Here is a 25,827-nt window from a genome sequence, read left to right as displayed (position 1 = left end):
CACGGATCAAACGTTGAGTTGATAGGTGATCGGATGGAAGTGGAAGCCGGTGTCGAGCGCCTCGAGATGGCCGACGCCGGGGAAGGGCATGTGATAGCCGATGAAGGCCAGCTTGTCGGCGGCGACACGGCCCAGAAGCTCCTTGCGGGTCTTCGCGGCCATCTCCTTGTCCATGTCGTATTTCACTTCCCAATCGGGACGCTGAAGCGACCAGACATAGTGGTTCGACGTATCGGCGGCGAGCATCAGCCCCTTGCCGCCCGACTCCACCATGAAGGCCATATGGCCCGGCGTGTGGCCGAACGCCTCGACCGCCGAGATGCCGGAGACGACCGAATCGCCGCCCTTGAGATAGCTCATCTTCTCGGCCAACGGACGGACCTTGGCTTCGAACGTGTCGTTGCCCGCATTCGACCAATGGTCGAATTCTTTCTGGCCGGTGATATAGGCGGCATTGGCGAAGGTCTCGCCGCCATCGCCCATCAGCCCGCCGATATGGTCGCCATGCATATGGGTGATCACGACATGGGTGATGTCCTCGGGCGAATGCCCCGCTGCGGCAAGCGCCGAAGTAATCCCTTCGGGCGACAGGCCGGTGTCGAAGAGGATCTTTTCCGAACCGGTCTCGATCAGCGTGGGCGTGAAGAAATTCAACGACTTGTCGGCGGGGATATAGGCGGCTTCCGAGACGGCCGCGAAGTCCTCGGGGCTGGCATTCATGCCGAAGATCGTCTGCGGGTTTTCCAGCTCGCGCGATCCGGCGAGCAGCGTGGTGATCGTCAGGTCGTTCATCTGCATTCGGCGATAACGCGGGATCGCGGGCGGGGCTTCGTTCGAGCTTTGCGCGGCGGCGCCGGTCCCGGTCAGAAGCGCGGGGGCGGCGGGCAGGAAAGCGGCGGTTTTCAGTGCTGCACGGCGGGTCATGAAGGTCCTGGTCATCGGGTCTCTCCCTCTCGATGGTTGGTCTTCGCAGGTCGAAGTCTAGCGCATCGCGCCGCTTCCACAGAGTCGTGAACGTTGCGTGAGCCGCTTCGGTTCACTCCCACCAGCGATCGATTGAGGAAATATCCCCATCCGACCACCCCAGATGATGCGCCAATTCATGCACGAAAATATGGGTGACGAGGGTTCCGAGGGGCTCGTTGCCACGCGAAATCCACTCGTCGAGGATCGGGCGGCGGAAGAGCCAGATCACATCCGTGTGGCCGCCGGGGTCCATCACAGATTTCTCGGTCAGCGGGATCCCGTCATAAAGCCCGGTCAGCTCGAAAGGGTTCTCGATGCCCAGCTCGGCGAGCATCGCCTCGGTGGCGAAGTCTTCCACCCGGATCGCGACACCTTGCGCGGCGCGGGCGAATTCCGGCGGAAGCGCCGCGCGTGCGGCCTCGGCCAGAGCCTCGATTTCCTCGATGCCCGGCGCCGTGACCTCCGTCCAGTCGTAACCTTCGCTCATCGTCCCCTCCAAGCCGCTCTGCACGCGCCGCATGGCCCCTCATATGGACAAACGGGCCGCCTTGTGAAAGAGCAGGCGCCAACAGGAGTTTGCCCAGATGACCACCGTTACCCGTTTCGCCCCGTCGCCCACCGGCTATATCCATGTCGGCAACCTGCGCACCGCGCTGATGAACTACCTGATCGCCCGCAAGACCGGCGGTCAATTCATCCTGCGCCTCGACGATACCGATCAGGAGCGCTCGAAGCAGGAATATATCGACGCGCTGAAGCAGGACCTTGAATGGCTCGGCATCGAATGGGACCGCGAAGAGCGCCAGTCGCTGCGTCTGGACCGCTATGCCGAGGTGGCCGAGCAGCTGAAGGCTGACGGTAAGCTTTATGAATGTTTCGAGAGCCCCACCGAGCTGGACCTCAAGCGCAAGAAGCAGCTGAACATGGGCAAGCCGCCGGTCTATGACCGCGCGTCCATGCATCTGTCGGATGCCGAAAAAGACGCGATGCGCGCGGAAGGTAAGGAAGGTTACTGGCGCTTTAAGCTGGAACTCGAACGGATCGAGTGGAAAGACGGCATCCTCGGCGATCTGTCGATCGACGCGGCCTCCGTGTCCGATCCGGTGCTGATCAAGGCCTCGGGCCAGGTGCTTTATACCTTCGCCTCACCGGTCGACGACGCGGATATGGGCATCACCCATATTGTGCGCGGCGGCGATCACGTCACCAACACCGCGACGCAGATCCAGATCATCGAGGCGATCGGCGGCAAAGTGCCCAGCTTCGCGCACCATTCACTGCTGACCGGCCCGCAGGGCGAGGAACTGTCGAAGCGCCTTGGCGCGCTTTCGATCCGCGATCTGCGTGCCGAAGGCATCGCCCCCGAGGCGCTGCTGTCGATGATGGCGCGTCTTGGTTCGAGCCAGCCGATCGAGCTGAAGATGTCGATCGATGAACTGGCCGACGGGTTCGAGCTGAACCACTTCGGCTCGGCGCCCACGAAATTCGACCCGGCGGACCTGATCCCGCTGACCCGCGCGCGCAACCAACATCTGCCGTACTCGGCCGTGGCGGATCGCATTGCCGAACTCGGCATCCCCGAGGATCAGCGCGAGCGGTTCTGGAAGGTCGCCTCGCAGAATATCGACAAGCTTGACGATCTGAAGGGCTGGGCCGAGCTGTGTCTGAACGGCGCGGAGCCTTCGATCGACGAGGAAGATCGCGACTTCATCGCGCAGGCCATGACGATGCTGCCCGCGCCGCCCTATTCCGACACCACGTGGAAGGACTGGACCGCGGAGGTGAAGGAAGCGACCGGGCGCAAGGGCAAGGGGCTGTTCATGCCGCTGCGCAAAGCCGTCACCGGCATGGCGCACGGGCCCGATATGGGCGAGCTGATGCCGCTTCTGCACAAGGTTCCGGCGCGCGGCTGATGGCTCCGCCGCAGGCCTGCACAACCAATTCCAAAGGCGCGAGGGGTGAAACCCTCGCGCTTTTTGTTTGTGCAATTCGCGACCTCGTGAGGTCGTTTTCGGCGGTAAAGCGGCGGTTTTGGCGATTGGGGCTTGTCAGTCGCGCGGGGCCTCAGGTAATCGGGAGAAGTCGGATACGGGAGAATCCGGGGGAAACCTCGGTGCCGAAGGAGCAACCGCCCCGGTAAACTCTCAGGCAAAAGGACCGTGCCCGACGAAGGACTCTGGAGAGTGATGCTGTGCGCAAGCGCGGCATCCGCCGAAGGGATAACGATCTCAGGCGTCTGCATGGCAGGCACGGACAGAGGGGGCATCGGGCGAGCCGGAAGGCTCATGAATCGATGCCGGATCATCCGGCTGAAGGGGAGGCCGCGATGAGCGAGTTGAAACGCACACCGCTATACGATCTGCATGTGGAGCTGGGCGCCAAGATGGTGCCTTTCGCGGGCTACGAGATGCCCGTGCAATACCCGCTGGGCGTGATGAAGGAACACCTGCACACCCGCGCCAAGGCGGGGCTGTTCGATGTCAGCCACATGGGGCAGGTGATCGTGCCGGGCGAAGGCGCGGCCGAGGCGTTCGAGGCGCTGGTGCCAGTCAGCCTGATGGGCCTGAAAGAGGGCCGCCAGCGCTATGCGATGTTCACAGATGAGAATGGCGGCATTCTCGATGACCTGATGGTGGCGAACCGTGGCGATCATCTCTTCGTCGTGGTGAACGCGGCCTGCAAGGAAGACGACATCGCCCATATGCGGGCGCATCTGGAATCGGTCGAGGAACTCACCGACCGCGCGCTCTTGGCGCTGCAAGGGCCCGCCGCGGAGGGCGTGCTTGAGGCTCTGGTGCCCGGCACGGCCAAGATGCGCTTCATGGATGTGGGCGTCTATCACTGGAACGGGGCGGAGCTTTGGATTTCGCGCTCGGGCTATACCGGCGAGGATGGCTACGAGATTTCCGTGCCCGCAGACCGCGCGGTGGAATTTGCCCGCAAGCTGCTTGCCGATGGGGCGGTGGAGCCGATCGGTCTGGGCGCGCGCGACAGCCTGCGGCTCGAAGCGGGGCTTTGCCTCTACGGCCACGATATCGACACCACCACGACCCCGGTCGAGGGCAACATCGCCTGGGCAATCCAGAAGGTGCGCCGCAAGGGTGGGGAGCGCGAAGGCGGCTTCCCCGGCGCGGATCGCATCCTGAGCGAATTGGAAAACGGACCGAGCCGCCTGCGCCTCGGCCTGCGCCCCGAGGGCCGCGCACCGATGCGCGAAGGCGTCGAGATTTTCGCCGAGGCCGAGGGGGGCGATCCGATCGGACGCGTGACCTCGGGCGGTTTCGGTCCCTCGATCGAGGCACCGATGGCGATGGCTTATTTGCCGGCCGAAACGCTCGAAGGCACCACCGTCTATGGCGAGGTGCGCGGCAAGCGTCTGCCCGCCAAGGTCGTTTCGATGCCCTTCCGCCCTGCCACCTACAAACGCTGAACAACCAATCGGGAGACGTTACATGAAATTCACCGAAGACCACGAATGGCTCAAAACTGAAGGCGACGTTGTGATCGTCGGCATCACCGAGCACGCTTCCGAGCAATTGGGCGATGTCGTCTTCGTCGAGCTGCCCGATGTCGGCGACACGGTCGAGAAGGGCGACGAGATCTGCGTGATCGAGTCGGTCAAGGCTGCCTCCGACATCCTCGCGCCGCTGGGTGGCGAGATCGTCGAGATCAACGAGGATCTGGCCGACAATCCGGGCCTCGTGAACGAAGACCCGCTGGGCAAGGCGTGGTTCTTCAAGATGAAACTCACCGACGCCTCCGCGCTCGACGGCTTCATGGACGAGGCCGCTTACAAAGACTTCATCGGGTAATATCCATGACCTTCACCCCCACGACTTACGACAGTTACGATTTCGCCAATCGCCGCCATATCGGGCCCTCACCGGCCGAGATGGAGGAGATGCTCAAAGCCGTGGGGGCGCCGGACCTCGACGCGCTGATCGCCGAGACGGTGCCGAAAAGCATCCGTCAGGCCGAGCCGCTGGGCTGGGCGCCGCTGACCGAGTATGGCCTCCTGCAGAAGATGGAAGGCGTCGCGAAGAAGAACCGCGTGATGACCAGCCTGATCGGGCAGGGCTATTACGGCACTGTCACGCCGCCCGCGATCCAGCGCAATATCCTCGAGAACCCGGCCTGGTACACGGCCTATACGCCGTATCAGCCCGAGATCGCGCAGGGCCGCCTCGAGGCGCTTCTGAACTTCCAGACGATGGTGTCGGACCTGACCGGGCTGCCGGTCGCCAATGCGTCGCTTCTGGACGAGGCGACGGCGGCGGCGGAAGCCATGGCGATGGCGCAGCGCGTGTCGAAATCGAAGGCCAGTGCCTTCTTCGTCGACGAGAACTGCCACCCGCAGACCATCGGCGTGATCCAGACCCGCGCCGAGCCGCTCGGGATCGAGGTGATCGTGGGCGCGCCCGAGACGCTTGAGGCCGATAAGGTCTTCGGCGCGATCTTCCAATATCCGGGCACCTATGGCCATGTCCGCGACTTCACCGCCGAATGCGAGGCGCTCCATGCCGCGAAAGCCGTGGCCGTGGTCGCGACCGATCTTCTGGCGCTGTGCCTGCTCAAAGAGCCGGGCGCGATGGGCGCTGATATCGCCGTGGGCTCCGCGCAGCGATTTGGCGTGCCGATGGGCTATGGCGGCCCGCATGCGGCCTTCATGTCCTCCACCGACAAGATGAAGCGCGCGATGCCCGGCCGGATCGTCGGTGTCTCCATCGACAGCCACGGCAACCGCGCCTATCGCCTGAGTCTGCAGACCCGCGAGCAGCATATCCGCCGCGAGAAGGCGACGTCGAATGTCTGTACCGCACAGGCGCTTCTCGCTGTGATGGCGAGCTTCTACGCGGTCTTCCACGGCCCCGTCGGGCTGCGTGCGATCTCGGAACGCGTGCACCTTCTGACCGTGCAGCTGGCCGATGCGTTGAAAGCGGCAGGCGCCTTGGTGGAGCCCGCGAATTTCTACGATACGATCACCGTTGAGGTGGGCGTGGGCCAGCAGGGCATCCTCGCCGCCGCCCGTCATCGCGGGATCAACCTGCGCAAGGTGGGCCGCGACCGGGTCGGGATTTCGCTCGACGAGACCAGCGATCCGGGCGTGGTGGCCAAGGTTCTCGACGCCTTCGGGATCACCGAAGCGGCGCCCAAGGCCACGCAACCGGCGGTGCCGGATGCGCTGCTGCGCGAGAGCGATTACCTCACCCATCCGGTTTTCCACATGAACCGCGCCGAATCCGAGATGATGCGCTACATGCGTCGTCTCTCGGATCGTGACCTCGCGCTGGATCGCGCGATGATCCCGCTCGGGTCCTGCACGATGAAGCTCAACGCAGCCGCCGAAATGATGCCGCTGACCTGGCCGGAATTCGGCTCGCTGCACCCGTTCGTGCCGCTCGATCAGGCGCAGGGCTATGCGGAGATGATCGACGATCTGACCGCGAAGCTTTGCGAGATCACCGGTTATGACGCCTTCTCGATGCAGCCCAATTCGGGCGCGCAGGGGGAATATGCGGGGCTTCTGACAATCGCCGCTTATCACCGCGCCAATGGCGACGATCAGCGCGATGTCTGCCTGATCCCGATGTCGGCGCATGGCACGAACCCGGCCTCGGCGCATATGGCGGGGATGAAGGTCGTCGTGGTGAATTCCGCGCCCAATGGCGACGTGGATCTGGAGGATTTCGAGGCGAAGGCGGCGGAGGCGGGCGACAAGCTCGCTGCCTGCATGATCACCTATCCCTCGACCCATGGCGTGTTCGAGGAGACGGTGAAGCGCATCTGCGACATCACCCACGAATATGGCGGTCAGGTCTATCTCGATGGCGCCAACCTCAACGCGCTGGTGGGGCTGGTGAAGCCGGGCGAGATCGGCTCGGATGTGAGCCACCTCAACCTGCACAAGACCTTCGCGATCCCGCATGGCGGCGGTGGTCCCGGCATGGGGCCGATCGGGGTGAAGTCGCACCTCGCGCCCTTCCTTCCGGGGCACCCGGAGACGGGCGGAGACGAGGGGCCGGTGAGTGCCGCGCCCTATGGCTCGGCCTCGATCCTGCTGATTTCCTGGGCCTATATCCTGATGATGGGCGGGCCGGGCCTGACGCAGGCGACCCGCGTCGCGATCCTCGCTGCCAACTACATCGCCGCGAAGCTGAAAGAGGGCTACCCGATCCTCTTCATGGGCAACCGCGGACGTGTCGCGCATGAATGCATCATCGACACGCGGCCCTTCGCGGAGGTGGGCGTGACGGTGGACGACATCGCCAAGCGTCTGATGGATAACGGCTTCCACGCGCCCACGATGAGCTGGCCGGTCGCCGGCACGCTGATGGTGGAGCCCACGGAATCCGAGACCAAGGCCGAGATCGACCGCTTCATCACCGCGATGCTGTCGATCCGCGACGAGATCCGCGAGATCGAGGCGGGCGAGATCACCCCCGAGGACAGTCCGCTGCGCCATGCGCCGCATACGGTCGAAGACCTCGTGGCCGATTGGGACCGGAAATATACCCGCGAGCAGGGCTGTTTCCCGGCAGGCGCCTTCCGCGTCGACAAATACTGGCCGCCCGTCGGCCGGGTCGACAACGTCTTCGGCGACCGCAACCTGATTTGCACCTGTCCGCCGGTCGAGAGCTACGCCGACGCGGCAGAGTAACCGCCAGCCAGAATCAAGAAAGGCCGGAGCATCGCGCTCCGGCCTTTCTCTTCTTCTCGATAAAAATATCCAGACGCGCCGGTTACTTCACCGGGTTGCGGTAGATCACGCGGCGCAGCGAGCCGGTTTTCGAGCGCATCAGCATCGTCTCGGATTCGATATAGGTCGGCTCGCGCTTCACGCCCTTCACGATCGAGCCGTCGGTCACACCGGTCGCGGCGAAGATCACGTCCGAGCGCACCATGTCGTCGCGCGCATAGACCTTGTCGAGATCGGTGATGCCCGCCTTCTTCGCACGGCCACGCTCGTCGTCGTTGCGGAACAGCAGTTTGCCCCACATCTGGCCGCCCATGCATTTCAGCGCCGAGGCCGCCAGCACGCCCTCAGGCGCGCCGCCCGAGCCCATATACATGTCGATGCCGGTGAAATCGGGCTCGGCACAGTGAATGACGCCCGCCACGTCGCCATCGGTGATCAGGCGGATCTTCGCACCGGTCTCGCGGACCTCGGCGATCATGTCCTCATGGCGCGGACGGTCGAGGATGCAGACCGCGATGTCCTTGGTCTCGACGCCCTGGGCCTTGGCCAGCGCCTGAACGCGCTCGGTCGGGGTCATGTCGAGCGAGACCACGTCTTTCTCGTAGCCCGGGCCGATGGCCAGCTTGTCCATGTAGACGTCGGGCGCGTGCAGCATCGTGCCGCGCGGCGCCATCGCGATCACGGTCAGCGCGTTGGGCATGTCCTTCGCGGTCAGCGTGGTGCCTTCCAGCGGGTCGAGCGCGATATCCACTTCCGGGCCGACGCCCTGACCGACTTCCTCGCCGATATAGAGCATCGGCGCCTCGTCGCGCTCGCCTTCCCCGATGACCACGGTGCCGCGGATTTCCAGCTTGTTGAGCTGATCGCGCATCGCGTTCACCGCCGCCTGGTCGGCAGCCTTCTCGTCGCCGCGACCGATCAGGTCGGCGGAGGCATGAGCAGCCGCTTCCGACACGCGGGCGAGGCCCAGCGAAAGCATGCGGTCGTTGAAATCAATCGGAGGGGTCATTTGGGTCTTCCTGTCTGCCTGGGCGTTGTGGGCCGGGCATAGGTAAAGCCTGTGGGGGCGCGAAGGGCAACCCCGTGAACGCTAACAGGAGGGGCCAGCCACTATTGCGGTGAAAAATGGCACGCAATGCGGGGTTTGGGCAGCCTGCGGTCGCGAAAATAGGCGACCGAATAACCGGTGTGAGTGGGCCGGGCGCGCGTCGTCAGGCCGCCCGGCGGAACCTCGCGGTCGGGTTGACGGCGTCCGGCGGGAAAGGGCCGAGACTTGCGGCCCTATCAGACCTCTTCGATGCGGATCGCGATCGGCTCGCCCTCGACCACGCGGGTCGCGGGCAGGGCGTCGATCGCGGCGTCGACTGCGTCGCGCGTCGTCTTGTGAGTGACGATCAGCACCGGGGCCGAGGTGTCGGCATGGCCGTATTGGCGCATCCGGCTGATCGAGACGCCCGCCTCGCCCAGAACGGTCGCGACCTTCGCCAGCGCGCCGGGTTTGTCCGACAGTTGCAGGCGCAGGTAATAGGGCGCCGGGATCGCGGTGACGGCGGGGGTGGGGGCCTCGAGCTTATCGGCGGGCTGGCCGAAGACCGGAAGCCGCAACCCGCGTGCGAGGTCCATCACGTCGCCCATCACGGCGCTCGCGGTCGGGCCTTCGCCCGCACCCGCGCCGCGCAGCACGATCTGGCCGACCGAGTCGCCTTCCAGAACGGTCATGTTGGTGCCGCCGGTCAGCTGACCCAGCGGTGAGGTGGCGGGCACCAGGCACGGCGTCATCCGCTGCTCGAGCCCGCGGCCGGTCATCTGCGCGACGCCCAGAAGCTTGATCTTGTAGCCCATATCGCCCGCGCGGCGGATATCGTCGATCGAGATGCGCCCGATCCCTTCCAGCGTCACGTCGTCGAAAGCAACCTGCGTGCCGAAAGCGATGGCGGCGAGGATGGCGAGCTTGTGGCCCGCGTCGATCCCGCCCACGTCGAGGTTCGGATCTGCCTCGAGATAGCCAAGCGCGCGTGCCTCCTCGAAGACCGTGTCATAGGGCAGGCCCGCATCTTCCATCCGCGTCAGGATGTAGTTGCAGGTGCCATTCATCACGCCCATCACGCGGCGGATGCCGTTGCCGGCAAGCCCTTCGGTCAGCGTCTTGATGACCGGGATGCCGCCTGCGACGGCGGCCTCGTAGCGGATCGTGCGGCCGAGGCTTTCGGCGAGTTCCGCGAGCGCCTGACCGTGATGTGCGAGCAGCGCCTTGTTCGCGGTCACCACGTCCTTGCCTGCTTTCAGCGCGGCTTCGGTCGCGTCCTTCGCGGGGCCTTCATGGCCGCCCATCAGTTCGACGAAGACGTCGATGTCGTCGCGCTTGGCGAGCGTCACCGCATCGTCTTCCCATGCATAGCTCGACAGGTCCGCATCGCGGTTCTTCGTGCGGTCGCGGGCGGTGATGGCGGTGATTTCGACCGGACGGCCCGCGCGGGCTGCCAGCAGATCGGCATGGCGTTGCACGATCTTCACCACACCGATGCCCACGGTGCCGAGACCCGCGATGCCAAGGCGCAAGGGTGCGGTATCTGAGACGGCGGACATAGGGACCTCATGAGCGAAACTTGGTGGTTTGCGCCCTGTTAGCGGGAAAGCGCAGGCAGGGCAACGCGGCGTGCGGCTTCAACCGCTCTATGGCGTGATTTTATTGGCTGCGCATCGCGTCTGCGCGGGAGCGCAACGCATCGGCGCGGGCCTCCAGCTCGGGGGCCGGATCGGGGGTGAGGGGCTGATCGGTCAGGATCTCGTCCATCGGCAGCAGCGTCGGATAGCCCTCCATCGACTGTTTCGAACAGGCGGCGAGCGAGGCCAGCAAGGCAAACAGGGCGATCAGGGCAGGGGCGCGCATGGTTTCTCCTCTCGGGACAGGGGCAAACTATTGCGCGCGCGGCCCCATTGCCAGTGCCGATTGCGCCGCAAATCGGGTTTGATAATGAACGCCCGTTCAGTTAGCGTCGGTATCATGGCACGCAAGACTGGCTCCCATTCCGAGATTACCGGCCCGAAGATCCGCGCCGAGGCGCAAAGGCTCTTTGCGCGGCACGGGTTTGCCGCTGTCTCGATGCGCCAGATCGCAGGCGCGGTGGGGGTCCAGGCGGGCGCGCTCTACCTCTATACGCCCGACAAAGAGGCGCTGCTGTTCGATCTTCTCAAGACCCACATGGACGAGTTGATCGCCGCGTGGCACGCCGAGCCCGGCGGGGGCGACGCCCATGCGCGGCTGGAGCGTTTCGTGCGCTTCCACATCCGCTTCAACCTCGAGCGGGCGGAGGCGGTGTTCCTCAGCTATATGGAGCTGCGCAACCTGAGCCCGGAGAATTTCGCGGTGATCGAGGGGCTGCGCAAGACCTACGAGACCGAGCTGGAAGCGATCCTGAAGGCAGGGCAGGACGAGGGCGTGTTCCTGATCCCGGATACCAAGCTTGCGACGATGGCGATCATCGCGATGCTGACCGGGGTGAATACATGGTTCCGCGAAGGTGGTCGTCTGAGCCGCGCCACCGTGGCCGATATCTACTGGGATATGGTGCGCAAATCGGTGGGTGCCTGAGCTAAGGAAAAGGGCGACCGAAGCCGCCCTGTACCTCTGTGATGAATTGCTTAACACGACTTAGCCGGGCTGAGCCTCCTGCGGCGGCGGCTCCAGAACCGGTGCTGTGGGCGCTTTCGGCCGATCGAATTGCAGGCTGTGAATGCCGCCGAAGCCTTCCCAGCCGCCCTGGAAGAAGAGATCGCCGCCGACGTTCCAATGCTCGCCCATCAGCCCGCCCGTGCCGAACCAGCCGCGGCTGCCATAGCCCATGCCCAGCTCCGCCATGGCATTGTCCTGACCGGCGACTCCCGTCAGCTTGATCTTGCCCTGCACCGGCCCCGGACCCATGCCGAGATGGAGTGACAGCTTCGCCCCGTTGATGTCGCCATTCGGATCGAGGTCGTAATTCATCGCGCCGAACACCCCTTCAAGGCCGCTCGCGCCCGGGCCGAAGGTCCAGTTCAGACCCACAAAGCCTTTGGTATCATTCGCCATGGCCGCGCTTGCGAGGCAAGCGGTCACCGCGGCAATCGTCATCATGCGTTTCATGGCACCCTCCACACTTGGTGTTAACGCTGGGTTAACCCTCACGCGGAAATTCACATGGCGCAATGATTTGTGTCACTTGCGGTGGATTTCCTCAGCGCTGTGTCAGGCGCGCAGCGCGGCCAGTGCCTCGGTCAGATCGAGCGCCCCGTCATAGATCGCGCGCCCCGAGATCGCGCCCGCGATCACGCCCGTGTCGCGCAGGGCAATCAGGTCGGGCAAGGACGACACGCCACCGCTCGCGATGACCGGGATTTCGACCGCGCGGGCGAGTGCCTCGGTCGCGGCGATATTGGGCCCGCCCATTGCGCCATCGCGCATGATATCGGTGTAGATGATCGCGGCGACGCCCGCGTCCTCGAAGGACTTCGCCAGATCGGTGACCATCACATCGGTCTCTTCCGCCCAGCCCTTGGTCGCCACTTTGCCGTTACGCGCGTCGATCCCGACGGCCACCTGACCGGGGAAGGCCTTCGCCGCCTCGCGCACAAGATCGGGGTTCTCGACCGCGACGGTGCCGAGGATCACCCGCGCCAGACCCTTGTCCAGCCACCGCTCGATCGTCGCCATGTCGCGGATGCCGCCGCCGAGCTGTGCGGGCACCTTGATCCGCGCAAGGATCGCCTCGACGGCGGCGGCGTTCACCGGCTCCCCCGCGAAGGCACCATTGAGGTCCACCAGATGCACCCATTCGCAGCCCGCCGCCTCGAACTTGGCCGCCTGCGCCGCCGGGTCGTCGCCGAAGACCGTGGCCTTGTCCATCTCGCCATGCAGCAGACGCACGCATTGGCCATCCTTGAGGTCGATTGCGGGGTAGAGGATCATCTGTGGGCACTCCTGAACTGTCGCGATGCCTCTTGCCACGGGTTCGCGGATTTTCCAAGCCTGACGCGGACGTCACGTCAGTCTTGCCGGGAATCGCTCTTGCATGGCCTGATGTGGCCAGCAGGCAAAAGGGAGGAGATTTGCCATGAAGACTTTGATGATCGCCGCAGCGACCCTGGCACTGGGCGCAGGCGCGGCACTGGCCGACCCGATCGAGGGCACCTGGAAGACGCAGCCCGATGACGGCGCCTATGCCTATGTGGACATCGCGCCCTGCGGGTCGAAGTTCTGCGGTACCATCGTGCGGACCTTCAAGGGCGGCAGCGAGTACAAGTCGGAAAACCTCGGCAAGCAGCTCGTGATCGGGATGGAGCCGAAGGGCGACAACAAATACCAGGGCAAGGTCTGGCGTCCGTCCAACAACAAGATCTACCTCGGCAAGGTCACCGTGAACGGCAACGCGATGGCGTTGGCCGGTTGTGTGGCTGGCGGCCTGTTCTGCAAGTCGCAGGACTGGCAGCGCGTGAAGTGATGCTTTTCCCGGCCCCTGCGATGACGCGGTGGGCCGGGATTTCTCGCCGGACTTACTCCGGGATCAGATCGGCATGGGCGAACCCGTCGCGCATCACCGTCTCGCCCACCCGCACCGGGATCGGCGCGTCGAAGATCGGGCCCGCGCTGACGGCGGTGTGAAACTCGCCATTCTCGCCGCAGGGATCGACGCCTTCGGGCAGATCGGCCAGCAGGCTTTCATCGAACCGCCGCCCCGCGAAGCTGGGATCGAGTTTGCTCGGGTCCACCGTCACCAGATGCGTGACGAACCCCGCCGCGATCATCTCGCGCGCCAGCCGATCCGTGGGGCGCTGCCAAAGCGGGAAGATCGCCTCGACGCCGAGCGGTTTCAGCTTCTCGATCCGGTAATCGCGCACGTCTTCGAGGAAGAGATCGCCGAAGACCATCGTCTCGACGCCAAGCGCCTTCACCTGATCCATTGCAGAGGCCATCCGCGCCTCGTAATCCTCGTTCGAGCAGGGCCAGGGCAGCGGCACCTCGATCAGCGGCAGGCCAGCGGCCTTCGCCTGACGGCGCAGCAGCTCATTGCGCGTCCCATGCATCGCCACCCGGTCGAAAGCCTCGTTGGTCGTGGACAGCAGCGCCACGACATCCGCGTGACCTTCCGTGCGGCAAGCATGCAGCGCCATTGCGCAATCCTTGCCCGAGGACCATGAGAGAACCGCCTTGGGCGCCATCAGGGTTTCCAGCCGAGGAAATTCGCGATCAGTCGCAGACCGGTGGCCTGAGATTTCTCGGGGTGGAACTGGGTGCCGACGATATTGTCGCGGCCCACGATCGCGGTGATCTCGGTGCCATATTCGGCATAGGCCAGACGGTGCTGCGGCTCGGCCACCTTGAAGTGGTAGCTATGCACGAAATAGGCGTGATCGCCGGTCGAAATCCCGTCGAGCACGGCGTGATCGTTGTCGATCACCAGATCGTTCCAGCCCATATGCGGGACCTTCATCGACGGATCGGAAGGCTCGATCTTCACCACTTCTCCGGGGATCCAGCCGAAGCCCTCGGTCTCGCGGAACTCGAGCCCGCGCGTCGCCAGCATCTGCATCCCGATGCAGATCCCGAGGAAGGGGCGGCCCTTAACGGTCACCGCCTCTTCGATCGCCTGCGCCAGCCCCTCGAAGCGATAGAGCGCCGCGCTGCAGGACGGAAACGCCCCGTCGCCCGGCAGCACGATCCGGTCGGCGCGCGCGACGACGTCGGGCTCGGAAGTCACGACGATCGTGCCGTGACCCGTCTCATTCGCCATGCGCTGAAACGCCTTCTCGGCCGAGTGCAGGTTGCCCGAATCGTAATCGACCAGTGCCGTGAGCATCAAAGCGCCCCTTTGGTCGAAGGCAGCACGCCGTCCATGCGCGGGTCGGGCTCGACCGCCATGCGCAGGGCCCGGGCGACCGATTTGAATGCGGCCTCGGCGATGTGGTGGCTGTTGAAGCCATGCACGCGGTCGATATGCAGCGTGATCCCGCCATGGGTCGAGAGCGCCTGGAAGAACTCGCGCACCAGTTCGGTGTCGAACGTGCCGATCTTCGGGGAGGGCATGTCGCAATTCCACACGAAGAAGGGGCGCGCAGAGAGATCCAGCGCGCATTGCACCTGCGTGTCGTCCATCGCCAGTGCGAAATGGCCGTAACGGCGGATGCCCCGCTTGTCGCCAAGCGCCTGCACCAGCGCCTGACCCAGTGCGATCCCGGTATCTTCGACCGTGTGGTGATCGTCGATATGCAGATCGCCCTTCGCCCGCACCGTCATGTCGATCAGCGAATGCCGCGCGAGCTGATCGAGCATGTGGTCGAAGAAGCCCACGCCCGTCTTGTTATCGAATTGACCGGTCCCGTCGAGATCGATCTCGACGCTGATCTCGGTCTCGGCGGTCTTGCGGTTGATCGTGGCTTTGCGCATGGGGCGCCTCCTTGAAACTCACCGCCTTATAGGCCGGGGCAGGGGGCGCGCTCAAGCGGGGGCATGTCGATTGACGAGCAGTGGGGCGGAAAGACAAAAGCCTCCCCGAAGGGAGGCTTTTTTGTATTGGAGCGGGCGAGGCGATTCGAACGCCCGACCCTAACCTTGGCAAGGTTATGCTCTACCCCTGAGCTACGCCCGCATCCTTGGGTATTTGACCGAACTGGAGCGGGCGAGGCGATTCGAACGCCCGACCCTAACCTTGGCAAGGTTATGCTCTACCCCTGAGCTACGCCCGCGCCGGTTCGGTGGAGGCGGATTTAGGGGATAGCGGCGTAGGCTGCAAGAGGAAATTTTGCGCGAAGAGGAATTTTCCTGCCTGACGTTTCGGCAGGCGGTGCTTTGCCTCAGTGGGAGCGGCAAATGCTGCAAGCCGGGGCTGGCACATCTTCACCATGACGGAGTTTTCCTGCGCCAGGCGAGGGGGCTCTGCCCCCGCTGGCTGCGCCAGCCCCCCGGGATATTTGAGCCAAACCGAAACCGGAAAATGCCCGACTCGATCCGCAGAAGGGCGGGCGAGCCGGGCACGTTCGTCTTGGGCGGTCATCGGCGTCCCCGCCTGTTCCGCGATTCCTTGTTAACGCAGCTGTCGTTAAGACTTCGTTGCGCGTCTTCCTCTTGGTGGAAATATCCCGGGGGGCGCGCGGAACGCGAGCGGGGGCAGCGCCCCCTCCACCCCTCGGGTCAGCTCAGCGCCCGCCAGCCGATATCGCGGCGACAGAAGCCTTCGGGCCAGTCGATCGCGTCGACCATTTCATAGGCTCGGTCGCGCGCTTCCTGCAGGCTCGCGCCGCGGGCGGTGACGTTGAGCACGCGCCCGCCCGTCGCGACGACATGTCCGTCTTTCTCAGAGGTGCCCGCGTGGAAGACCATGCGCGAGCCGTCTTCGGGCAGCGCGTCGAGCCCGCCGATCACCGAGCCTTTCTCATAAGCGCCGGGATAGCCCTGCGCGGCCATGACCACCGTCATAGCGTGATCGGGCGCCCATTGCGCCTGCACCTCGTTCAGCCGCCCTTCGGCGCAGGCCAGCAGCAGGTCGAGCGCCTGTGCGCCCAGCCTCAGCATCAGCACCTGACATTCGGGGTCGCCGAAGCGCACGTTGTATTCCACGAGCCGCGGCTGGCCATCCTTGATCATCAGCCCGGCATAGAGCACGCCCTGGAACGGGGTGCCGCGCTTGGCCATCTCGGCCACGGTGGGGCGCACGATCTCGTCCATCGCCTTCGCCTCGATTTCGGGGCTCAGGATCGGGGCGGGGGAATAGGCGCCCATGCCGCCGGTGTTCGGGCCGGTATCGCCTTCGCCGACGCGCTTGTGATCCTGCGCGCCGCCCACGGCGAGCACGTTCTCGCCATCGCACAGCACGAAGAGCGAGGCTTCCTCGCCCTCCATGAATTCCTCGATCACGACTTCCGCGCCTGCGCTTCCGAAGGCGCCGCCGAAAATCTCGTCGATGCCGTTGAACGCCTCATCGAGCGTCATCGCGACGATCACGCCCTTACCGGCGGCCAGACCGTCTGCCTTGACCACGATCGGGGCGCCCTGTTCGCGGACGTAGCCCTTCGCGCCTTCCGCGCTGGTGAAGCGGGCATAGGCTGCAGTGGGCGCGTTGCAGGCGTCGCAAATCTCTTTCGTGAAGGCTTTCGAGGCTTCCAGCTTCGCGGCCTCCGCCGAGGGGCCGAAGGTGAGGATGTTCTGCGCGCGCAGCGCATCGGCCACGCCTGCGGCAAGCGGGGCTTCCGGCCCGATCACCACGAAATCGACCGCATTGGCCTCGCAGAGTTCCAGCACCGCCGCCGCATCGTTCGGATCGATCGCCGCGCAATCGGCGATCTGCGCGATCCCGGCATTGCCCGGGGCCACGATCAGCCGGTCGCATTTCGGATTTTGCTTGATCGCCCAAGCCAGCGCATGTTCGCGCCCGCCGCCGCCCAGAACCAGAATGTTCATCGCTCGCCCCCTTGGCCTTCGCTTTCTCGCCTTCTAAGCTGCGCGAAACCCTGAGGCAAGGCGCCCCGGACCAACGCTCAAGCAGGCAGGCATATGGACCTTCTCGACGACGAAAGCGGCTCGAACGCGCATGACTACACGGTCTCCGAGATTTCGGGGGCGGTGAAACGCGTGATCGAGGGGGAATTCGGCCGCGTCCGGGTGCGCGGCGAAGTGGGCCGGGTGTCGATGCCGCGCTCGGGGCATATGTATTTCGACCTCAAGGACGACCGCTCGGTGATCGCCGCCGTCAGCTGGAAGGGGCAGGTGGCGAAAATGCAGGTCCGCCCCGAGGAGGGGATGGAGGTCATCGCCACGGGCCGGATGACGACCTTCGCGGGGCAGTCGAAATACCAGCTGATCGTCGACAATGTCGAACCGGCGGGCGCGGGCGCGCTGATGGCGATGCTGGAGGCGCGGCGCAAGGCGCTGGCCGCCGAGGGGCTGTTCGACGCGGGCCGCAAGAAGCCCATTCCGTGGTTGCCGCAGGTGATCGGCGTGGTGACCTCGCCCTCGGGCGCGGTGATCCGCGACATCCTGCACAGGCTCGCCGACCGCTTCCCGCGCCATGTGCTGATCTGGCCGGTGGCGGTGCAGGGACAGGCCTGCGCGCCCGAGGTGGCCCGCGCGGTGCGGGGCTTCAACGCGTTGGCGCCGGGTGGGGAGATCCCGCGCCCCGATCTGATCATCGTCGCACGCGGCGGCGGCTCGATCGAAGACCTTTGGGGGTTCAACGAAGAAGCCGTGGTCCGCGCCGTGGCCGAAAGCGACATCCCGGTGATCTCGGCCGTGGGTCACGAGACCGATACGACGCTGGTGGATCACGCCGCCGACCGGCGTGCCCCCACGCCCACGGCGGCGGCGGAAATGGCGGTGCCGGTGCGCGCCGAACTGGCCGCGTGGCTGTCGGAGGCACAGACGCGGATGATGCGGGCGGCGCGCGGGCGGCTCGATCAGCGCGGCCAGCGGCTGCGCGATCTGGCGCGCGGGCTGGGCCGTCCCGAGGCGCTAACGCAACCGGCGCGGCAAAGCTTCGATCTCTGGGCCGAGCGGCTGGGGCCTGCGCTGCGCACGCTGGTCCTGCGCAAGAATACCCGCTTCGCGCCCTTGGCTGCACAAATTTCGCCGAACCTGCTGCGGCGCTTCATCCGGGACCGCTCGCGTGAGATCGACGGCTTGTCGGCGCGGTTGGCGCCGGCACCGGCGGCCCGGATGCGGCGCGCGACCCAGGATCATACGCAGCTTGCGCGGCGGCTGGATGCAGCGCGGGTGCGGATGATCGGCGATGCGCAACGGCGCAACCGCGACGGCGCGGAGCGGCTGGCGGGGCTGGAAGCCCGGCTGGAGCGCTCCTTGCCCGCGCGGCTCGAGGCGCAGCGCGAACGGCTCGAGCGGCTCGATCGGATGCGCCAGACGCTGGGCTATACCGAGACGCTCAAGCGCGGCTATGCGGTGGTGCGCGGGCCTGACGGCGTGGTGACCTCGCAGGGGGTGGCAGAGAAGCAGCCCGGCCTCGAGATCGAGTTCGCCGATGGCAAGCTTGCGGTCATCCCGGGCGGGGGCGGCAGTGCGACCGCGCCGAAGCCGAAGAAGAAAAAGCCCGAACCGGGCCCGTCTCAGGGCAGCCTGTTCTGAGGCTTAGACGCCGACGTCGGGGCCCTGACAGACCAGCGGATCCTGACTTTCGGACAGGCTCACCAGCGGTTCCTGCGAGGGATCACCCTTGAACTGTGCGAGCAGCCCCTGCGCCGTGTCGTAGAAGGTCCAGCATTGCAGCGGCGCGTATTCGCCGTAATCGAAGCAGATATACTGCCCGTCCTGATACCAGTCGCCTTCCTTGCACTCGCTTTCGGTGAAGGCCCAGATCACCTTGTGGCCGGGCTTGTATTGCTCGGAGCCGTAGGGTTGGCCGAAGACCGAATAGGTGATGGTGCGCCCGACGGTGCGCTGATCGAATTGCTCCGCATTGAGCGGTGGGCCGAGCGGGTCGGCGGCACGCGCAAGCGTCGGTATCAGGGCCAAGGCCGCGAGGGACAATGTCAAGATCGGGTTCGGGCGCATGGGGGGAAGGCTCCGGCAAGGTCTTTCACCCAACCTGCCAGATCGCGGCCCGCTTGCCTAGCGCGCGCTGGGCGCGTCGGAGCCGACTGGCTGCGCTTTGCCCAAGGCCTTCACGCGCTTGTCCATGACCCGGCGCCACAGCGGCGGGAACAGCGCCAGCGCCGCCATCGCGGGCAGGCTGCGCGGCAGGACGGGCCGCTGCGTCTCGGTCAGATCGCCAAGCCGCAGCGCCGGATATTCTCGGGCCGGATGTGCGTGGTGATCCGAATGGCGCGGCGCGTTGAGCATCCACAGCGAGGTGATCGGCGCGGGCGCGTCCCAGCTGTGATGCGCATCCACCGGATCGAAACTGCCATCGCCACGCCGCCTCCGAGATAGGCCGTAATGCTGGACGTAATCGGCGAGCAGGATCTGCACCTGCGCATAGGCGCAGAGCATCAGGTAAGCCACCACGCCCTCGGCCCCGAAGAGCATCCCGAACAGCACCGCGAACCACAGCCCGCCCAGCAGATAGGACGGGTAGGGACCGAGCCGCGCGATCCTCGCCTTGATCCGCGCGCTCAGCGGCGCTTTCGGGTCGATCGCGGGCAGACGGGCGAAGCGGTTGCGCTCCATCTCGTAGCCGCCGACGAAGCTGCCGATCCAGGCTCGCGGCGCAAAGGACCAGAACCCCTCGCCAAGCTGCGCGGAATTCGGATCGTCCGGCGTCGCGACGAAACGGTGATGGACGAGCCGATGCGCCGAGGTGTGATGCCCGAAGAGCAGCGAGATATAGACCCATTTCCCCAGCAGAAACAGACGTTTGTCCGAGCGGTGGATCAACTCATGCGCGTTCGAATTCGAAACCTGCCCGAAGAACAGCCCGAAGGCCAGCCAGACCGCGATCCAGCTCGGCCCCTCCAGCATCGTATGCCCCGACATCGCCGCCACGCCGAGCACGAGCAGCACGAAATGCACCACCGCCAGCGTCGTCGACAGCGCGTCCGCTGCCGGGAATTCGGAGCCTTCCGGCGCATCGGGGGAGGGATGCTTCAGTGCCTCATCCAGGATGAACATGCACAGCCCGATCCAGACCAGCGCCGCCCAGGCCGCGATCCCGCCGAAGACGCCCGCCACCAGCAGAAGCGGCACCGGCAGAAGCGTCACGACAGCGAAACTGTCGACCCCGGGGATCTCGCGCGACCGCCGCAGCAGATTGGCAATTGCTCCGCTCAGGCGGCGCTTGCGTGAAGGGTCTTTGCCTTGGGTCACGTGCTGCGGGTCCGCTTCGCTCACTCTCAATAGTGCAATGGTTTTGCGCTATTCTTTCGCCAATTTCGACCCTTTTATGACCCCGCTTGCGACGGCCGGGCTTTTCTGCGCGAGATGTGGCCATGATGTCCGCAGCCCCGATCAGTCTCCTCATCGCCGCCGTCTTCGCGCTGATTTACCTCGCACGTCATGCGGGTGCTGGGGAAAGCGGTGCGAAAACCCTTGTGAAGACCGCCTCCGTCGTGGCGCTGATTCCGATGGCGGCGGCCATGGGCGCGCCGCTTGCGATCCTCGCAGGTCTCGCGCTCGGGGCGGCGGGCGATTTCGCCCTGTCGCGCCCCGGCCAGCGGGCCTTCCTGATCGGCATGGCGGCTTTTGCTGCGGGGCATCTGGCCTATCTTCTGGGGTTCCTCGACATGGGCGCGCAGCCCTCCGCCTGGACTATCCCGCTCATCGCGCTGGGGCTCTCGGCGGAGTTCTGGCTGCTGCCGCGCACGGGCGGACTGTGCTGGCCGGTGCGCAGCTATATCTGGATCATCGTGGCGATGGCGGCGGTGGCGATGGGCCTGCCTGCGGGCTATCTGATGGTGGTCGTGGGCAGCCTCGCCTTCGTCCTCTCTGACCTGATCCTCGCGCTGGAGATGTTCGTGCTGCGCGACGCTGGCCGCAAACAGCTGGCGGCACGCGCGCTCTGGGTGCTCTACTGGGGCGGTCAGGCCTTGATCGGCTGGGGCGCGGGATCCGGTTTTGCCGGGGGATAAGCCTTCCATCCGGGCCTGCGATGAACTAGGTGGAGCGTAAGGAAAGGCCTGATCCATGTCGTTTTTCAAAAAGCTCAAATCGCGTCTGACGCGTTCCTCCTCGAAGCTCGAGCAGGGCCTCGAGGATATCGTCGCCGAGAATGCGTCAAGTGAAGACGAGGTCGCGGAGACGCCGGAACCTTCCGCGCCCGCGACGCCCGCAGAGACCTCCCCCGAGGCCGCGCCGCAGACCCGCGCCGAACCCGCGCCCGAGCCTGAGGCAGGGCCGGAACCCGAGCCGCAGCACAGCGAGACGATCAACCTCCCCGATCCGACCCCGCCCGCGCCTGGCTACGTGCCCGCGCCGGTGACCGAACCGGTCGAGGAGGAGCACGCGCAGATCGCCAAGGCGCCGCTCGACGTCGAGCCCGCGCCCGAGCGCCCCAGCCCCGAGCCGAAAAAGCCCGGTCTTCTGGGGCGCATCTTCGGCGGTGGCGAGGCGAAAGTGGCCGAGCCGCGCCGCGTCCTCGATGACGAGATGTTGGAGAGCCTCGAGGAATTGCTGATCGCCTCCGACATGGGCGTCGATACCGCGCTGCGCGTCTCGGCGAACCTCGCGGAGGGGCGGATGGGCCGCAAGCTCTCGGTCTCCGAGATCAAGGGGCTGCTGGCCCAAGAGGTCGCCCGGATCATGGAGCCGGTCGCGAAACCGCTGCCGCTTTACCCCAAGAAGCCGCAGGTCGTGCTGGTGGTCGGCGTCAACGGCTCGGGCAAGACCACGACGATCGGCAAGCTCGCCTCGCAATTCCGCGCCGCCGGCAAGCAGGTGGTGATCGCGGCGGGCGATACGTTCCGCGCAGCCGCCGTCGAACAGCTGCAGGTCTGGGGCGATCGCGCCGGAGTGCCGGTGCTGACAGCGCCCGAAGGCTCGGACCCGGCCTCGCTCGCCTATGATGCAATGAAGAAGGCCGAGGCCGAAGGTGCGGACCTTCTGATGATTGACACGGCAGGCCGGCTGCAGAACCGCGCCGACCTGATGGAAGAACTCGCCAAGATCGTGCGCGTGATCCGCAAGGTCGACGAGACCGCGCCGCATAACACGCTTCTCGTGCTCGATGCGACGACGGGGCAGAACGCCCTGCAACAGGTCGATGTCTTCCGCAAGATCTCGAACGTGTCGGGGCTCGTGATGACCAAGCTCGACGGCACCGCGAAGGGCGGCGTTCTGGTAGCGCTGGCCGACAAGTTCGGCCTGCCGATCCACGCGATCGGGGTGGGCGAGCAACTCGACGATCTGGCGCCTTTCGATCCGGAGGAATTCGCGCAGGCCCTCGTCGGTCTCGAAGACTGACGTCGGGAAGGGGGGCGCTGCCCCCCCCCCCCCGCGCTTGCGCGCGCCCCCCGGGATATTTGTGCAAGAGCGAAGAGAGGGATGCGCCTTTCCTCTTCCCCTTGGTCGAAATATCCCGGGGGTGAATGGCCCTGAGGCCAGAGGGGGCAGCGCCCCCTTGCCGCCGACATCACGAAGGACTTCCCCTTGAGCGACTGGATCATCTCCGTCTCGGGCACCGAGACCGGCAAGCACCTCGCGCTGAGCCTCGCTCTGCTCGCGGCTTTTCTTCACGCGCTGTTCGGGGCGTTGCAGAAGGGGCGGCACGACCCTTGGCTCAGCCGCGCCGCGATCGATGCGAGCTACGGGATCATCGCAGCTCCCTTCGCGCTGTTCGTGGTGCCGTGGCCCGAGCCCTTCATGTGGCCGATCTTCGTGGGCGTGTTCTTCATCCATGTCGCCTACAAGCTGCTGCAGGCGGCCTGTTACCAGCGCGGGGCCTATACGGTGGTTTATCCGGTCGTGCGCGGCACGGGGCCGCTTTTCGCGGTCATCGGGGCGGGGTTCATCTTCGGCGAGCATTTCACGCTGGGCCAATGGGCCGGGGTGGCGACGCTTCTGGCAGGCATCTACGGGCTTGCGCTCTACAATCTGCGCAATGTGACGGTCGATCGCGAGACGATGGTGCCCGCCCTGATGCTGGCCGTGGCGACCGGCGCCTTCGTCGCGCTCTATACCACCTATGACGCCTATGGCATCCGCGCGACCGCCGATCCGTTCACCTTCCTTGCGTGGTTCTTCTTCATCGACGGCTGGTTCATGCCGATCTTTACCGCGCGGCGCTGGACGAAGCTGGCGAGTTCGGAAATGGTGCCGCTCGTCAAAAGGGGTGTTATCGGCGCGATTGTTGCTTATTTCTCCTTTGGCTCGATCATGTTGGCGACACGGCTCGACAAGGTGGGCGAGGCGGCGGTGCTGCGCGAGACGTCCACGGTCTTCGCTGCGCTCATCGGCTGGCTCGTGCTGGGCGAGAAAGTGGGGCCGCGGCGCACGGCTCTGATGGCGCTGATCGCGGCAGGGGCCGTGATCGTTGAGATAGCAGGCAGGTAAAGGCAGATGGCAGAGAAAAAGATTTCCCCCTGGGTGAAAGCGGCGCTCGACTGGGGGCCGCTCATCGTGTTCTTCATCGCCTTCAACCGGCTGAAGGACGGCACCTACACGATCCTCGGGACAGATTACTCGGGCTTCGTCGTGGCAACCGCGCTGTTCATCCCGCTGATCGCGGCGACGACGCTGATCCTGTGGCTGCTGACCGGAAAACTCTCGGCGATGCAGATCGCGACGCTCGTGCTGGTGGCGATCTTCGGCGGGCTGTCGGTCTGGCTGAACGATCCGACTTTCTTCAAGATGAAGCCCACGATCATCTACCTGCTGTTCGCGGGTATTCTCGGGGCCGGATTGCTGCGCGGCAAGGCGTGGCTGCAACTGGTGATGAACGAGGCGATGCCGATGGCGCATGAGGGCTGGATGATCCTGACCAAGCGCTTCGTCTGGCTGTTTCTGGGCCTTGCCGTGGCCAATGAGGTGGTCTGGCGTACGATGTCCGACGCGCATTGGGTCGATTTCAAGACCTTCGGTCTGCCGATCATCATGATCGCCTTCATCATGTCGCAAGCGAAGCTGTTCGAGCGTCACGGGATCGACACGGAGGAAAGCGAGGAGGGCTAACTCCGCCCTGTCCGTGCCCGCCGCGATCCGCTACACCTTTCGCGACTGCCAAACCCGGAGCCGCTCATGAAAATCGCCACCTTCAACATCAACGGCATCAAGGCGCGCCATCAGGCGCTGGTCGATTGGCTGAAGGAGGCCGAGCCCGATGTGGCTTTGCTGCAGGAGATCAAGTCGGTCGACGAAGGCTTCCCGCGCGAGATCTTCGAAGAGCTAGGCTATTCGGTCGAGACGCACGGCCAGAAAAGCTTCAACGGCGTCGCGATCCTCTCGAAGCTGCCGCTTGAGGATGTGACGCGTGGCCTGCCCGGGGACGAGAGCGACGAACAGGCGCGCTGGATCGAGGCCACCGTAGTCGGCGACAAGGGCGCGGTGCGGCTCTGTGGTCTCTATCTGCCCAATGGCAATCCGGTGGAGCTGGACGATGCGGGCCAGCCCGTCGAAGGCGGCAAATACGCCTACAAGCTGTCATGGATGGCGCGGATGAAGGCGCGCGCGGAAGAGCTGCTGGCGCTGGAAGAACCTTTCGTGATGGCGGGCGATTACAACATCATCCCGCAGGACGAGGATGCCGCGAAACCCGAGGCGTGGCGCGGTGATGCGCTGGCGCTGCCGCAAAGCCGCGAAGCCTTTCGTCGTATCCTCAATCTCGGTTTCACCGAGGCGTTCCGCGCCCGCGTGCAAGGGCCGGGGCATTACTCCTTCTGGGATTATCAGGCGGGCGCCTGGCAGAAGAATAACGGCATCCGCATCGATCATCTGCTGCTGTCGCCGCAGGCGGCGGATCTATTGCGCGACGTTGGCATCGACAAGGAAATCCGCGGCCGCGACAAGCCCTCGGATCACGTGCCGGTCTGGATCACGCTCGACCTCTGATCGCGATTGCCGCGACGTCATTTCCTCGGCCCCGTCGCACCTGTGCATAGTGGCGGCGGAAGAGAGGAGACCCCACATGCAAGACAAGATCAGCCGGCATCCGGTGCCGAAACTCGCAGACATGCCCGAGGATATCCGCACGCGGATCGAGGCGGTGCAGGAGAAGGCCGGGTTCATCCCGAACATCTTCCTCGCGCTGGCGCACCGCCCCGACGAATGTCGCGCCTTCTTCGCCTATCATGACGCGCTGATGGAGAAGCCCGGCAACCTGACCATTGCCGAGCGCGAGATGATCGTGGTGGCGACCTCGGCGGCCAATGAATGCCAGTATTGCGTGATCGCGCATGGGGCGATCCTGCGTATCCGCGCGAAGAACCCGCTGATCGCCGATCAGGTCGCGGTGAATTACCGCAAATCCGACATCACGCCGCGCCAGCGCGCGATGCTCGACTTCGCGATGAAGGTGAGCCTGCGCGCGCAGGAGGTCGAGGAGGCCGATTACGAAGCGCTGCGCGCCCACGGGTTCACCGATGACGATATCTGGGACATCGGCGCGATCACCGCGTTTTTCGGCCTGTCGAACCGCTTGGTGAACATGGCCGCGATCCCGCCGAACCCCGAGTTCTACGCGATGGGGCGCTGAGCGCCTCTGGTCTTCGCCCATCCGCGCGGTCTAGGCTCTGGCGAAACCAGCCAGTAGGAGCGCGCG

At 65.3% G+C, this 25,827-nt stretch carries 26 protein-coding genes, 2 tRNA genes and 1 riboswitch; of the genes, 13 read left to right on the top strand and 15 right to left on the bottom strand.

Annotated elements, in window-relative coordinates; genetic code table 11:
• Positions 1–6: 6 nt before the first annotated feature.
• Both BMI91_RS03360 and BMI91_RS03355 read right to left on the bottom strand, forming a co-directional pair.
• Positions 7–939, bottom strand: a complete 933-nt coding sequence (locus tag BMI91_RS03360) for an MBL fold metallo-hydrolase (RefSeq protein ID WP_078603950.1) — start codon at positions 937–939, stop codon at positions 7–9.
• A 97-nt stretch (positions 940–1,036) separates the two neighbouring features.
• Positions 1,037–1,453: a metallopeptidase family protein gene (locus BMI91_RS03355; protein ID WP_078604455.1), complete on the bottom strand. Its 417-nt coding sequence runs from the start codon at positions 1,451–1,453 to the stop codon at positions 1,037–1,039.
• Positions 1,454–1,550: 97 nt separating this feature from the next.
• Here BMI91_RS03355 and gltX point away from each other — a divergent pair, with 97 nt between their 5' ends.
• From gltX to gcvP, 4 genes are all read left to right on the top strand, one after another.
• Positions 1,551–2,879 (top strand): glutamate--tRNA ligase, encoded by a 1,329-nt coding sequence (gene gltX / locus BMI91_RS03350; protein ID WP_078603949.1) that lies wholly within the window; start codon positions 1,551–1,553, stop codon positions 2,877–2,879.
• A 166-nt stretch (positions 2,880–3,045) separates the two neighbouring features.
• A riboswitch (glycine riboswitch) is annotated at positions 3,046–3,136 on the top strand.
• 156 nt (positions 3,137–3,292) lie between these two features.
• Positions 3,293–4,396 (top strand): glycine cleavage system aminomethyltransferase GcvT, encoded by a 1,104-nt coding sequence (gcvT, locus tag BMI91_RS03345; protein WP_078604454.1) that lies wholly within the window; start codon positions 3,293–3,295, stop codon positions 4,394–4,396.
• A 22-nt stretch (positions 4,397–4,418) separates the two neighbouring features.
• Positions 4,419–4,778, top strand: coding sequence for a glycine cleavage system protein GcvH (gene gcvH / locus BMI91_RS03340; RefSeq protein ID WP_078546225.1), 360 nt, complete (start codon positions 4,419–4,421; stop codon positions 4,776–4,778).
• Between the two features lie 5 nt (positions 4,779–4,783).
• Entirely contained in the window at positions 4,784–7,624 is a 2,841-nt protein-coding gene (gene gcvP, locus BMI91_RS03335; protein ID WP_078603948.1) for an aminomethyl-transferring glycine dehydrogenase, read from the top strand.
• 82 nt (positions 7,625–7,706) lie between these two features.
• Here gcvP and glpX read toward each other — a convergent pair whose 3' ends face one another.
• From glpX to BMI91_RS03320, 3 genes are all read right to left on the bottom strand, one after another.
• On the bottom strand, positions 7,707–8,672 hold the full coding sequence (gene glpX, locus BMI91_RS03330; RefSeq protein WP_075776136.1) for a class II fructose-bisphosphatase: 966 nt from the start codon (positions 8,670–8,672) through the stop codon (positions 7,707–7,709).
• A gap of 275 nt (positions 8,673–8,947) precedes the next feature.
• Positions 8,948–10,249: a homoserine dehydrogenase gene (locus tag BMI91_RS03325; protein ID WP_078603947.1), complete on the bottom strand. Its 1,302-nt coding sequence runs from the start codon at positions 10,247–10,249 to the stop codon at positions 8,948–8,950.
• A gap of 100 nt (positions 10,250–10,349) precedes the next feature.
• Positions 10,350–10,553 carry a hypothetical protein gene (locus BMI91_RS03320; protein WP_078539731.1) on the bottom strand — a complete coding sequence of 68 codons (204 nt, stop codon included), beginning with the start codon at positions 10,551–10,553 and terminating at the stop codon, positions 10,350–10,352.
• A 114-nt stretch (positions 10,554–10,667) separates the two neighbouring features.
• Here BMI91_RS03320 and BMI91_RS03315 point away from each other — a divergent pair, with 114 nt between their 5' ends.
• The gene (locus BMI91_RS03315; protein ID WP_078539730.1) at positions 10,668–11,255 is read left to right on the top strand and encodes a TetR/AcrR family transcriptional regulator; all 588 of its coding nucleotides are present in this window, start codon (positions 10,668–10,670) and stop codon (positions 11,253–11,255) included.
• A 60-nt stretch (positions 11,256–11,315) separates the two neighbouring features.
• On the opposite strand, the gene BMI91_RS03310 is transcribed toward BMI91_RS03315, so the two are convergent.
• Together BMI91_RS03310 and hisA are read right to left on the bottom strand one after the other, a co-directional pair.
• Positions 11,316–11,786: a hypothetical protein gene (locus BMI91_RS03310; protein WP_078603946.1), complete on the bottom strand. Its 471-nt coding sequence runs from the start codon at positions 11,784–11,786 to the stop codon at positions 11,316–11,318.
• 102 nt (positions 11,787–11,888) lie between these two features.
• Positions 11,889–12,608: a 1-(5-phosphoribosyl)-5-[(5-phosphoribosylamino)methylideneamino]imidazole-4-carboxamide isomerase gene (gene hisA, locus BMI91_RS03305; protein ID WP_078603945.1), complete on the bottom strand. Its 720-nt coding sequence runs from the start codon at positions 12,606–12,608 to the stop codon at positions 11,889–11,891.
• A gap of 145 nt (positions 12,609–12,753) precedes the next feature.
• On the opposite strand from hisA, the gene BMI91_RS03300 reads away from it, so the two are divergent.
• On the top strand, positions 12,754–13,140 hold the full coding sequence (locus BMI91_RS03300; RefSeq protein ID WP_078603944.1) for a DUF2147 domain-containing protein: 387 nt from the start codon (positions 12,754–12,756) through the stop codon (positions 13,138–13,140).
• Between the two features lie 52 nt (positions 13,141–13,192).
• On the opposite strand, the gene BMI91_RS03295 is transcribed toward BMI91_RS03300, so the two are convergent.
• From BMI91_RS03295 to purD, 6 genes are all read right to left on the bottom strand, one after another.
• Positions 13,193–13,858 (bottom strand): Dph6-related ATP pyrophosphatase, encoded by a 666-nt coding sequence (locus BMI91_RS03295; protein ID WP_078603943.1) that lies wholly within the window; start codon positions 13,856–13,858, stop codon positions 13,193–13,195.
• Positions 13,858–14,496 (bottom strand): imidazole glycerol phosphate synthase subunit HisH, encoded by a 639-nt coding sequence (hisH, locus tag BMI91_RS03290; protein WP_078599463.1) that lies wholly within the window; start codon positions 14,494–14,496, stop codon positions 13,858–13,860. Before hisH ends, BMI91_RS03295 begins: the two co-directional genes overlap by 1 nt.
• Positions 14,496–15,083 (bottom strand): imidazoleglycerol-phosphate dehydratase HisB, encoded by a 588-nt coding sequence (gene hisB / locus BMI91_RS03285; protein ID WP_078603942.1) that lies wholly within the window; start codon positions 15,081–15,083, stop codon positions 14,496–14,498. The genes hisH and hisB overlap by 1 nt, the downstream gene beginning before the upstream one ends.
• A 127-nt stretch (positions 15,084–15,210) precedes the next feature.
• Positions 15,211–15,285, bottom strand: a tRNA-Gly gene (locus BMI91_RS03280).
• 22 nt (positions 15,286–15,307) lie between these two features.
• Positions 15,308–15,382 (bottom strand) — tRNA-Gly (locus BMI91_RS03275).
• A gap of 445 nt (positions 15,383–15,827) precedes the next feature.
• Positions 15,828–17,093 carry a phosphoribosylamine--glycine ligase gene (gene purD / locus BMI91_RS03270; protein WP_078603941.1) on the bottom strand — a complete coding sequence of 422 codons (1,266 nt, stop codon included), beginning with the start codon at positions 17,091–17,093 and terminating at the stop codon, positions 15,828–15,830.
• 93 nt (positions 17,094–17,186) lie between these two features.
• Between purD and xseA the strand changes: the two genes are divergently transcribed.
• The gene (xseA, locus tag BMI91_RS03265; RefSeq protein WP_078603940.1) at positions 17,187–18,767 is read left to right on the top strand and encodes an exodeoxyribonuclease VII large subunit; all 1,581 of its coding nucleotides are present in this window, start codon (positions 17,187–17,189) and stop codon (positions 18,765–18,767) included.
• A gap of 3 nt (positions 18,768–18,770) precedes the next feature.
• Here xseA and BMI91_RS03260 read toward each other — a convergent pair whose 3' ends face one another.
• Together BMI91_RS03260 and BMI91_RS03255 are read right to left on the bottom strand one after the other, a co-directional pair.
• Positions 18,771–19,175 (bottom strand): hypothetical protein, encoded by a 405-nt coding sequence (locus BMI91_RS03260; protein ID WP_244176540.1) that lies wholly within the window; start codon positions 19,173–19,175, stop codon positions 18,771–18,773.
• A 75-nt stretch (positions 19,176–19,250) separates the two neighbouring features.
• Positions 19,251–20,468, bottom strand: coding sequence for an alkane 1-monooxygenase (locus BMI91_RS03255; protein WP_244176539.1), 1,218 nt, complete (start codon positions 20,466–20,468; stop codon positions 19,251–19,253).
• Between the two features lie 98 nt (positions 20,469–20,566).
• Between BMI91_RS03255 and BMI91_RS03250 the strand changes: the two genes are divergently transcribed.
• The 6 genes from BMI91_RS03250 (at position 20,567) to BMI91_RS03225 (ending at position 25,761) form a co-directional block, all read left to right on the top strand.
• Positions 20,567–21,205 (top strand): lysoplasmalogenase family protein, encoded by a 639-nt coding sequence (locus BMI91_RS03250; protein WP_078546265.1) that lies wholly within the window; start codon positions 20,567–20,569, stop codon positions 21,203–21,205.
• Between the two features lie 55 nt (positions 21,206–21,260).
• On the top strand, positions 21,261–22,535 hold the full coding sequence (ftsY, locus tag BMI91_RS03245) for a signal recognition particle-docking protein FtsY (protein WP_078603938.1): 1,275 nt from the start codon (positions 21,261–21,263) through the stop codon (positions 22,533–22,535).
• A 186-nt stretch (positions 22,536–22,721) separates the two neighbouring features.
• Positions 22,722–23,624, top strand: coding sequence for an EamA family transporter (locus BMI91_RS03240; protein ID WP_078603937.1), 903 nt, complete (start codon positions 22,722–22,724; stop codon positions 23,622–23,624).
• Positions 23,625–23,630: 6 nt separating this feature from the next.
• On the top strand, positions 23,631–24,242 hold the full coding sequence (locus BMI91_RS03235; protein WP_078603936.1) for an inner membrane-spanning protein YciB: 612 nt from the start codon (positions 23,631–23,633) through the stop codon (positions 24,240–24,242).
• Positions 24,243–24,308: 66 nt separating this feature from the next.
• Positions 24,309–25,118 (top strand): exodeoxyribonuclease III, encoded by an 810-nt coding sequence (xth, locus tag BMI91_RS03230; protein ID WP_078603935.1) that lies wholly within the window; start codon positions 24,309–24,311, stop codon positions 25,116–25,118.
• 76 nt (positions 25,119–25,194) lie between these two features.
• The gene (locus BMI91_RS03225) at positions 25,195–25,761 is read left to right on the top strand and encodes a peroxidase-related enzyme (RefSeq protein ID WP_078546273.1); all 567 of its coding nucleotides are present in this window, start codon (positions 25,195–25,197) and stop codon (positions 25,759–25,761) included.
• Positions 25,762–25,827: the final 66 nt, after the last annotated feature.

Source organism: Thioclava sediminum (assembly GCF_002020355.1).
In the GTDB taxonomy this organism is placed as follows: domain Bacteria; phylum Pseudomonadota; class Alphaproteobacteria; order Rhodobacterales; family Rhodobacteraceae; genus Thioclava; species Thioclava sediminum.
This window is presented reverse-complemented; position numbering and strand designations above follow the sequence as displayed.

Coding starts and splice junctions, on each gene's coding strand:
- hisB (WP_078603942.1), bottom strand. CDS start 15,083: ATGCGCAAAGCCACGATCAACCGCAAGACCGCCGAGACCGAGATCAGC.
- hisH (WP_078599463.1), bottom strand. CDS start 14,496: ATGCTCACGGCACTGGTCGATTACGATTCGGGCAACCTGCACTCGGCC.
- glpX (WP_075776136.1), bottom strand. CDS start 8,672: ATGACCCCTCCGATTGATTTCAACGACCGCATGCTTTCGCTGGGCCTC.
- gcvH (WP_078546225.1), top strand. CDS start 4,419: ATGAAATTCACCGAAGACCACGAATGGCTCAAAACTGAAGGCGACGTT.
- BMI91_RS03235 (WP_078603936.1), top strand. CDS start 23,631: ATGGCAGAGAAAAAGATTTCCCCCTGGGTGAAAGCGGCGCTCGACTGG.
- gltX (WP_078603949.1), top strand. CDS start 1,551: ATGACCACCGTTACCCGTTTCGCCCCGTCGCCCACCGGCTATATCCAT.
- hisA (WP_078603945.1), bottom strand. CDS start 12,608: ATGATCCTCTACCCCGCAATCGACCTCAAGGATGGCCAATGCGTGCGT.
- ftsY (WP_078603938.1), top strand. CDS start 21,261: ATGTCGTTTTTCAAAAAGCTCAAATCGCGTCTGACGCGTTCCTCCTCG.
- xth (WP_078603935.1), top strand. CDS start 24,309: ATGAAAATCGCCACCTTCAACATCAACGGCATCAAGGCGCGCCATCAG.
- BMI91_RS03360 (WP_078603950.1), bottom strand. CDS start 939: ATGACCAGGACCTTCATGACCCGCCGTGCAGCACTGAAAACCGCCGCT.
- BMI91_RS03315 (WP_078539730.1), top strand. CDS start 10,668: ATGGCACGCAAGACTGGCTCCCATTCCGAGATTACCGGCCCGAAGATC.
- BMI91_RS03250 (WP_078546265.1), top strand. CDS start 20,567: ATGATGTCCGCAGCCCCGATCAGTCTCCTCATCGCCGCCGTCTTCGCG.
- purD (WP_078603941.1), bottom strand. CDS start 17,093: ATGAACATTCTGGTTCTGGGCGGCGGCGGGCGCGAACATGCGCTGGCT.
- BMI91_RS03355 (WP_078604455.1), bottom strand. CDS start 1,453: ATGAGCGAAGGTTACGACTGGACGGAGGTCACGGCGCCGGGCATCGAG.
- gcvP (WP_078603948.1), top strand. CDS start 4,784: ATGACCTTCACCCCCACGACTTACGACAGTTACGATTTCGCCAATCGC.
- gcvT (WP_078604454.1), top strand. CDS start 3,293: ATGAGCGAGTTGAAACGCACACCGCTATACGATCTGCATGTGGAGCTG.
- BMI91_RS03295 (WP_078603943.1), bottom strand. CDS start 13,858: ATGGCGCCCAAGGCGGTTCTCTCATGGTCCTCGGGCAAGGATTGCGCA.
- BMI91_RS03300 (WP_078603944.1), top strand. CDS start 12,754: ATGAAGACTTTGATGATCGCCGCAGCGACCCTGGCACTGGGCGCAGGC.
- BMI91_RS03320 (WP_078539731.1), bottom strand. CDS start 10,553: ATGCGCGCCCCTGCCCTGATCGCCCTGTTTGCCTTGCTGGCCTCGCTC.
- BMI91_RS03225 (WP_078546273.1), top strand. CDS start 25,195: ATGCAAGACAAGATCAGCCGGCATCCGGTGCCGAAACTCGCAGACATG.
- BMI91_RS03310 (WP_078603946.1), bottom strand. CDS start 11,786: ATGAAACGCATGATGACGATTGCCGCGGTGACCGCTTGCCTCGCAAGC.
- BMI91_RS03325 (WP_078603947.1), bottom strand. CDS start 10,249: ATGTCCGCCGTCTCAGATACCGCACCCTTGCGCCTTGGCATCGCGGGT.
- xseA (WP_078603940.1), top strand. CDS start 17,187: ATGGACCTTCTCGACGACGAAAGCGGCTCGAACGCGCATGACTACACG.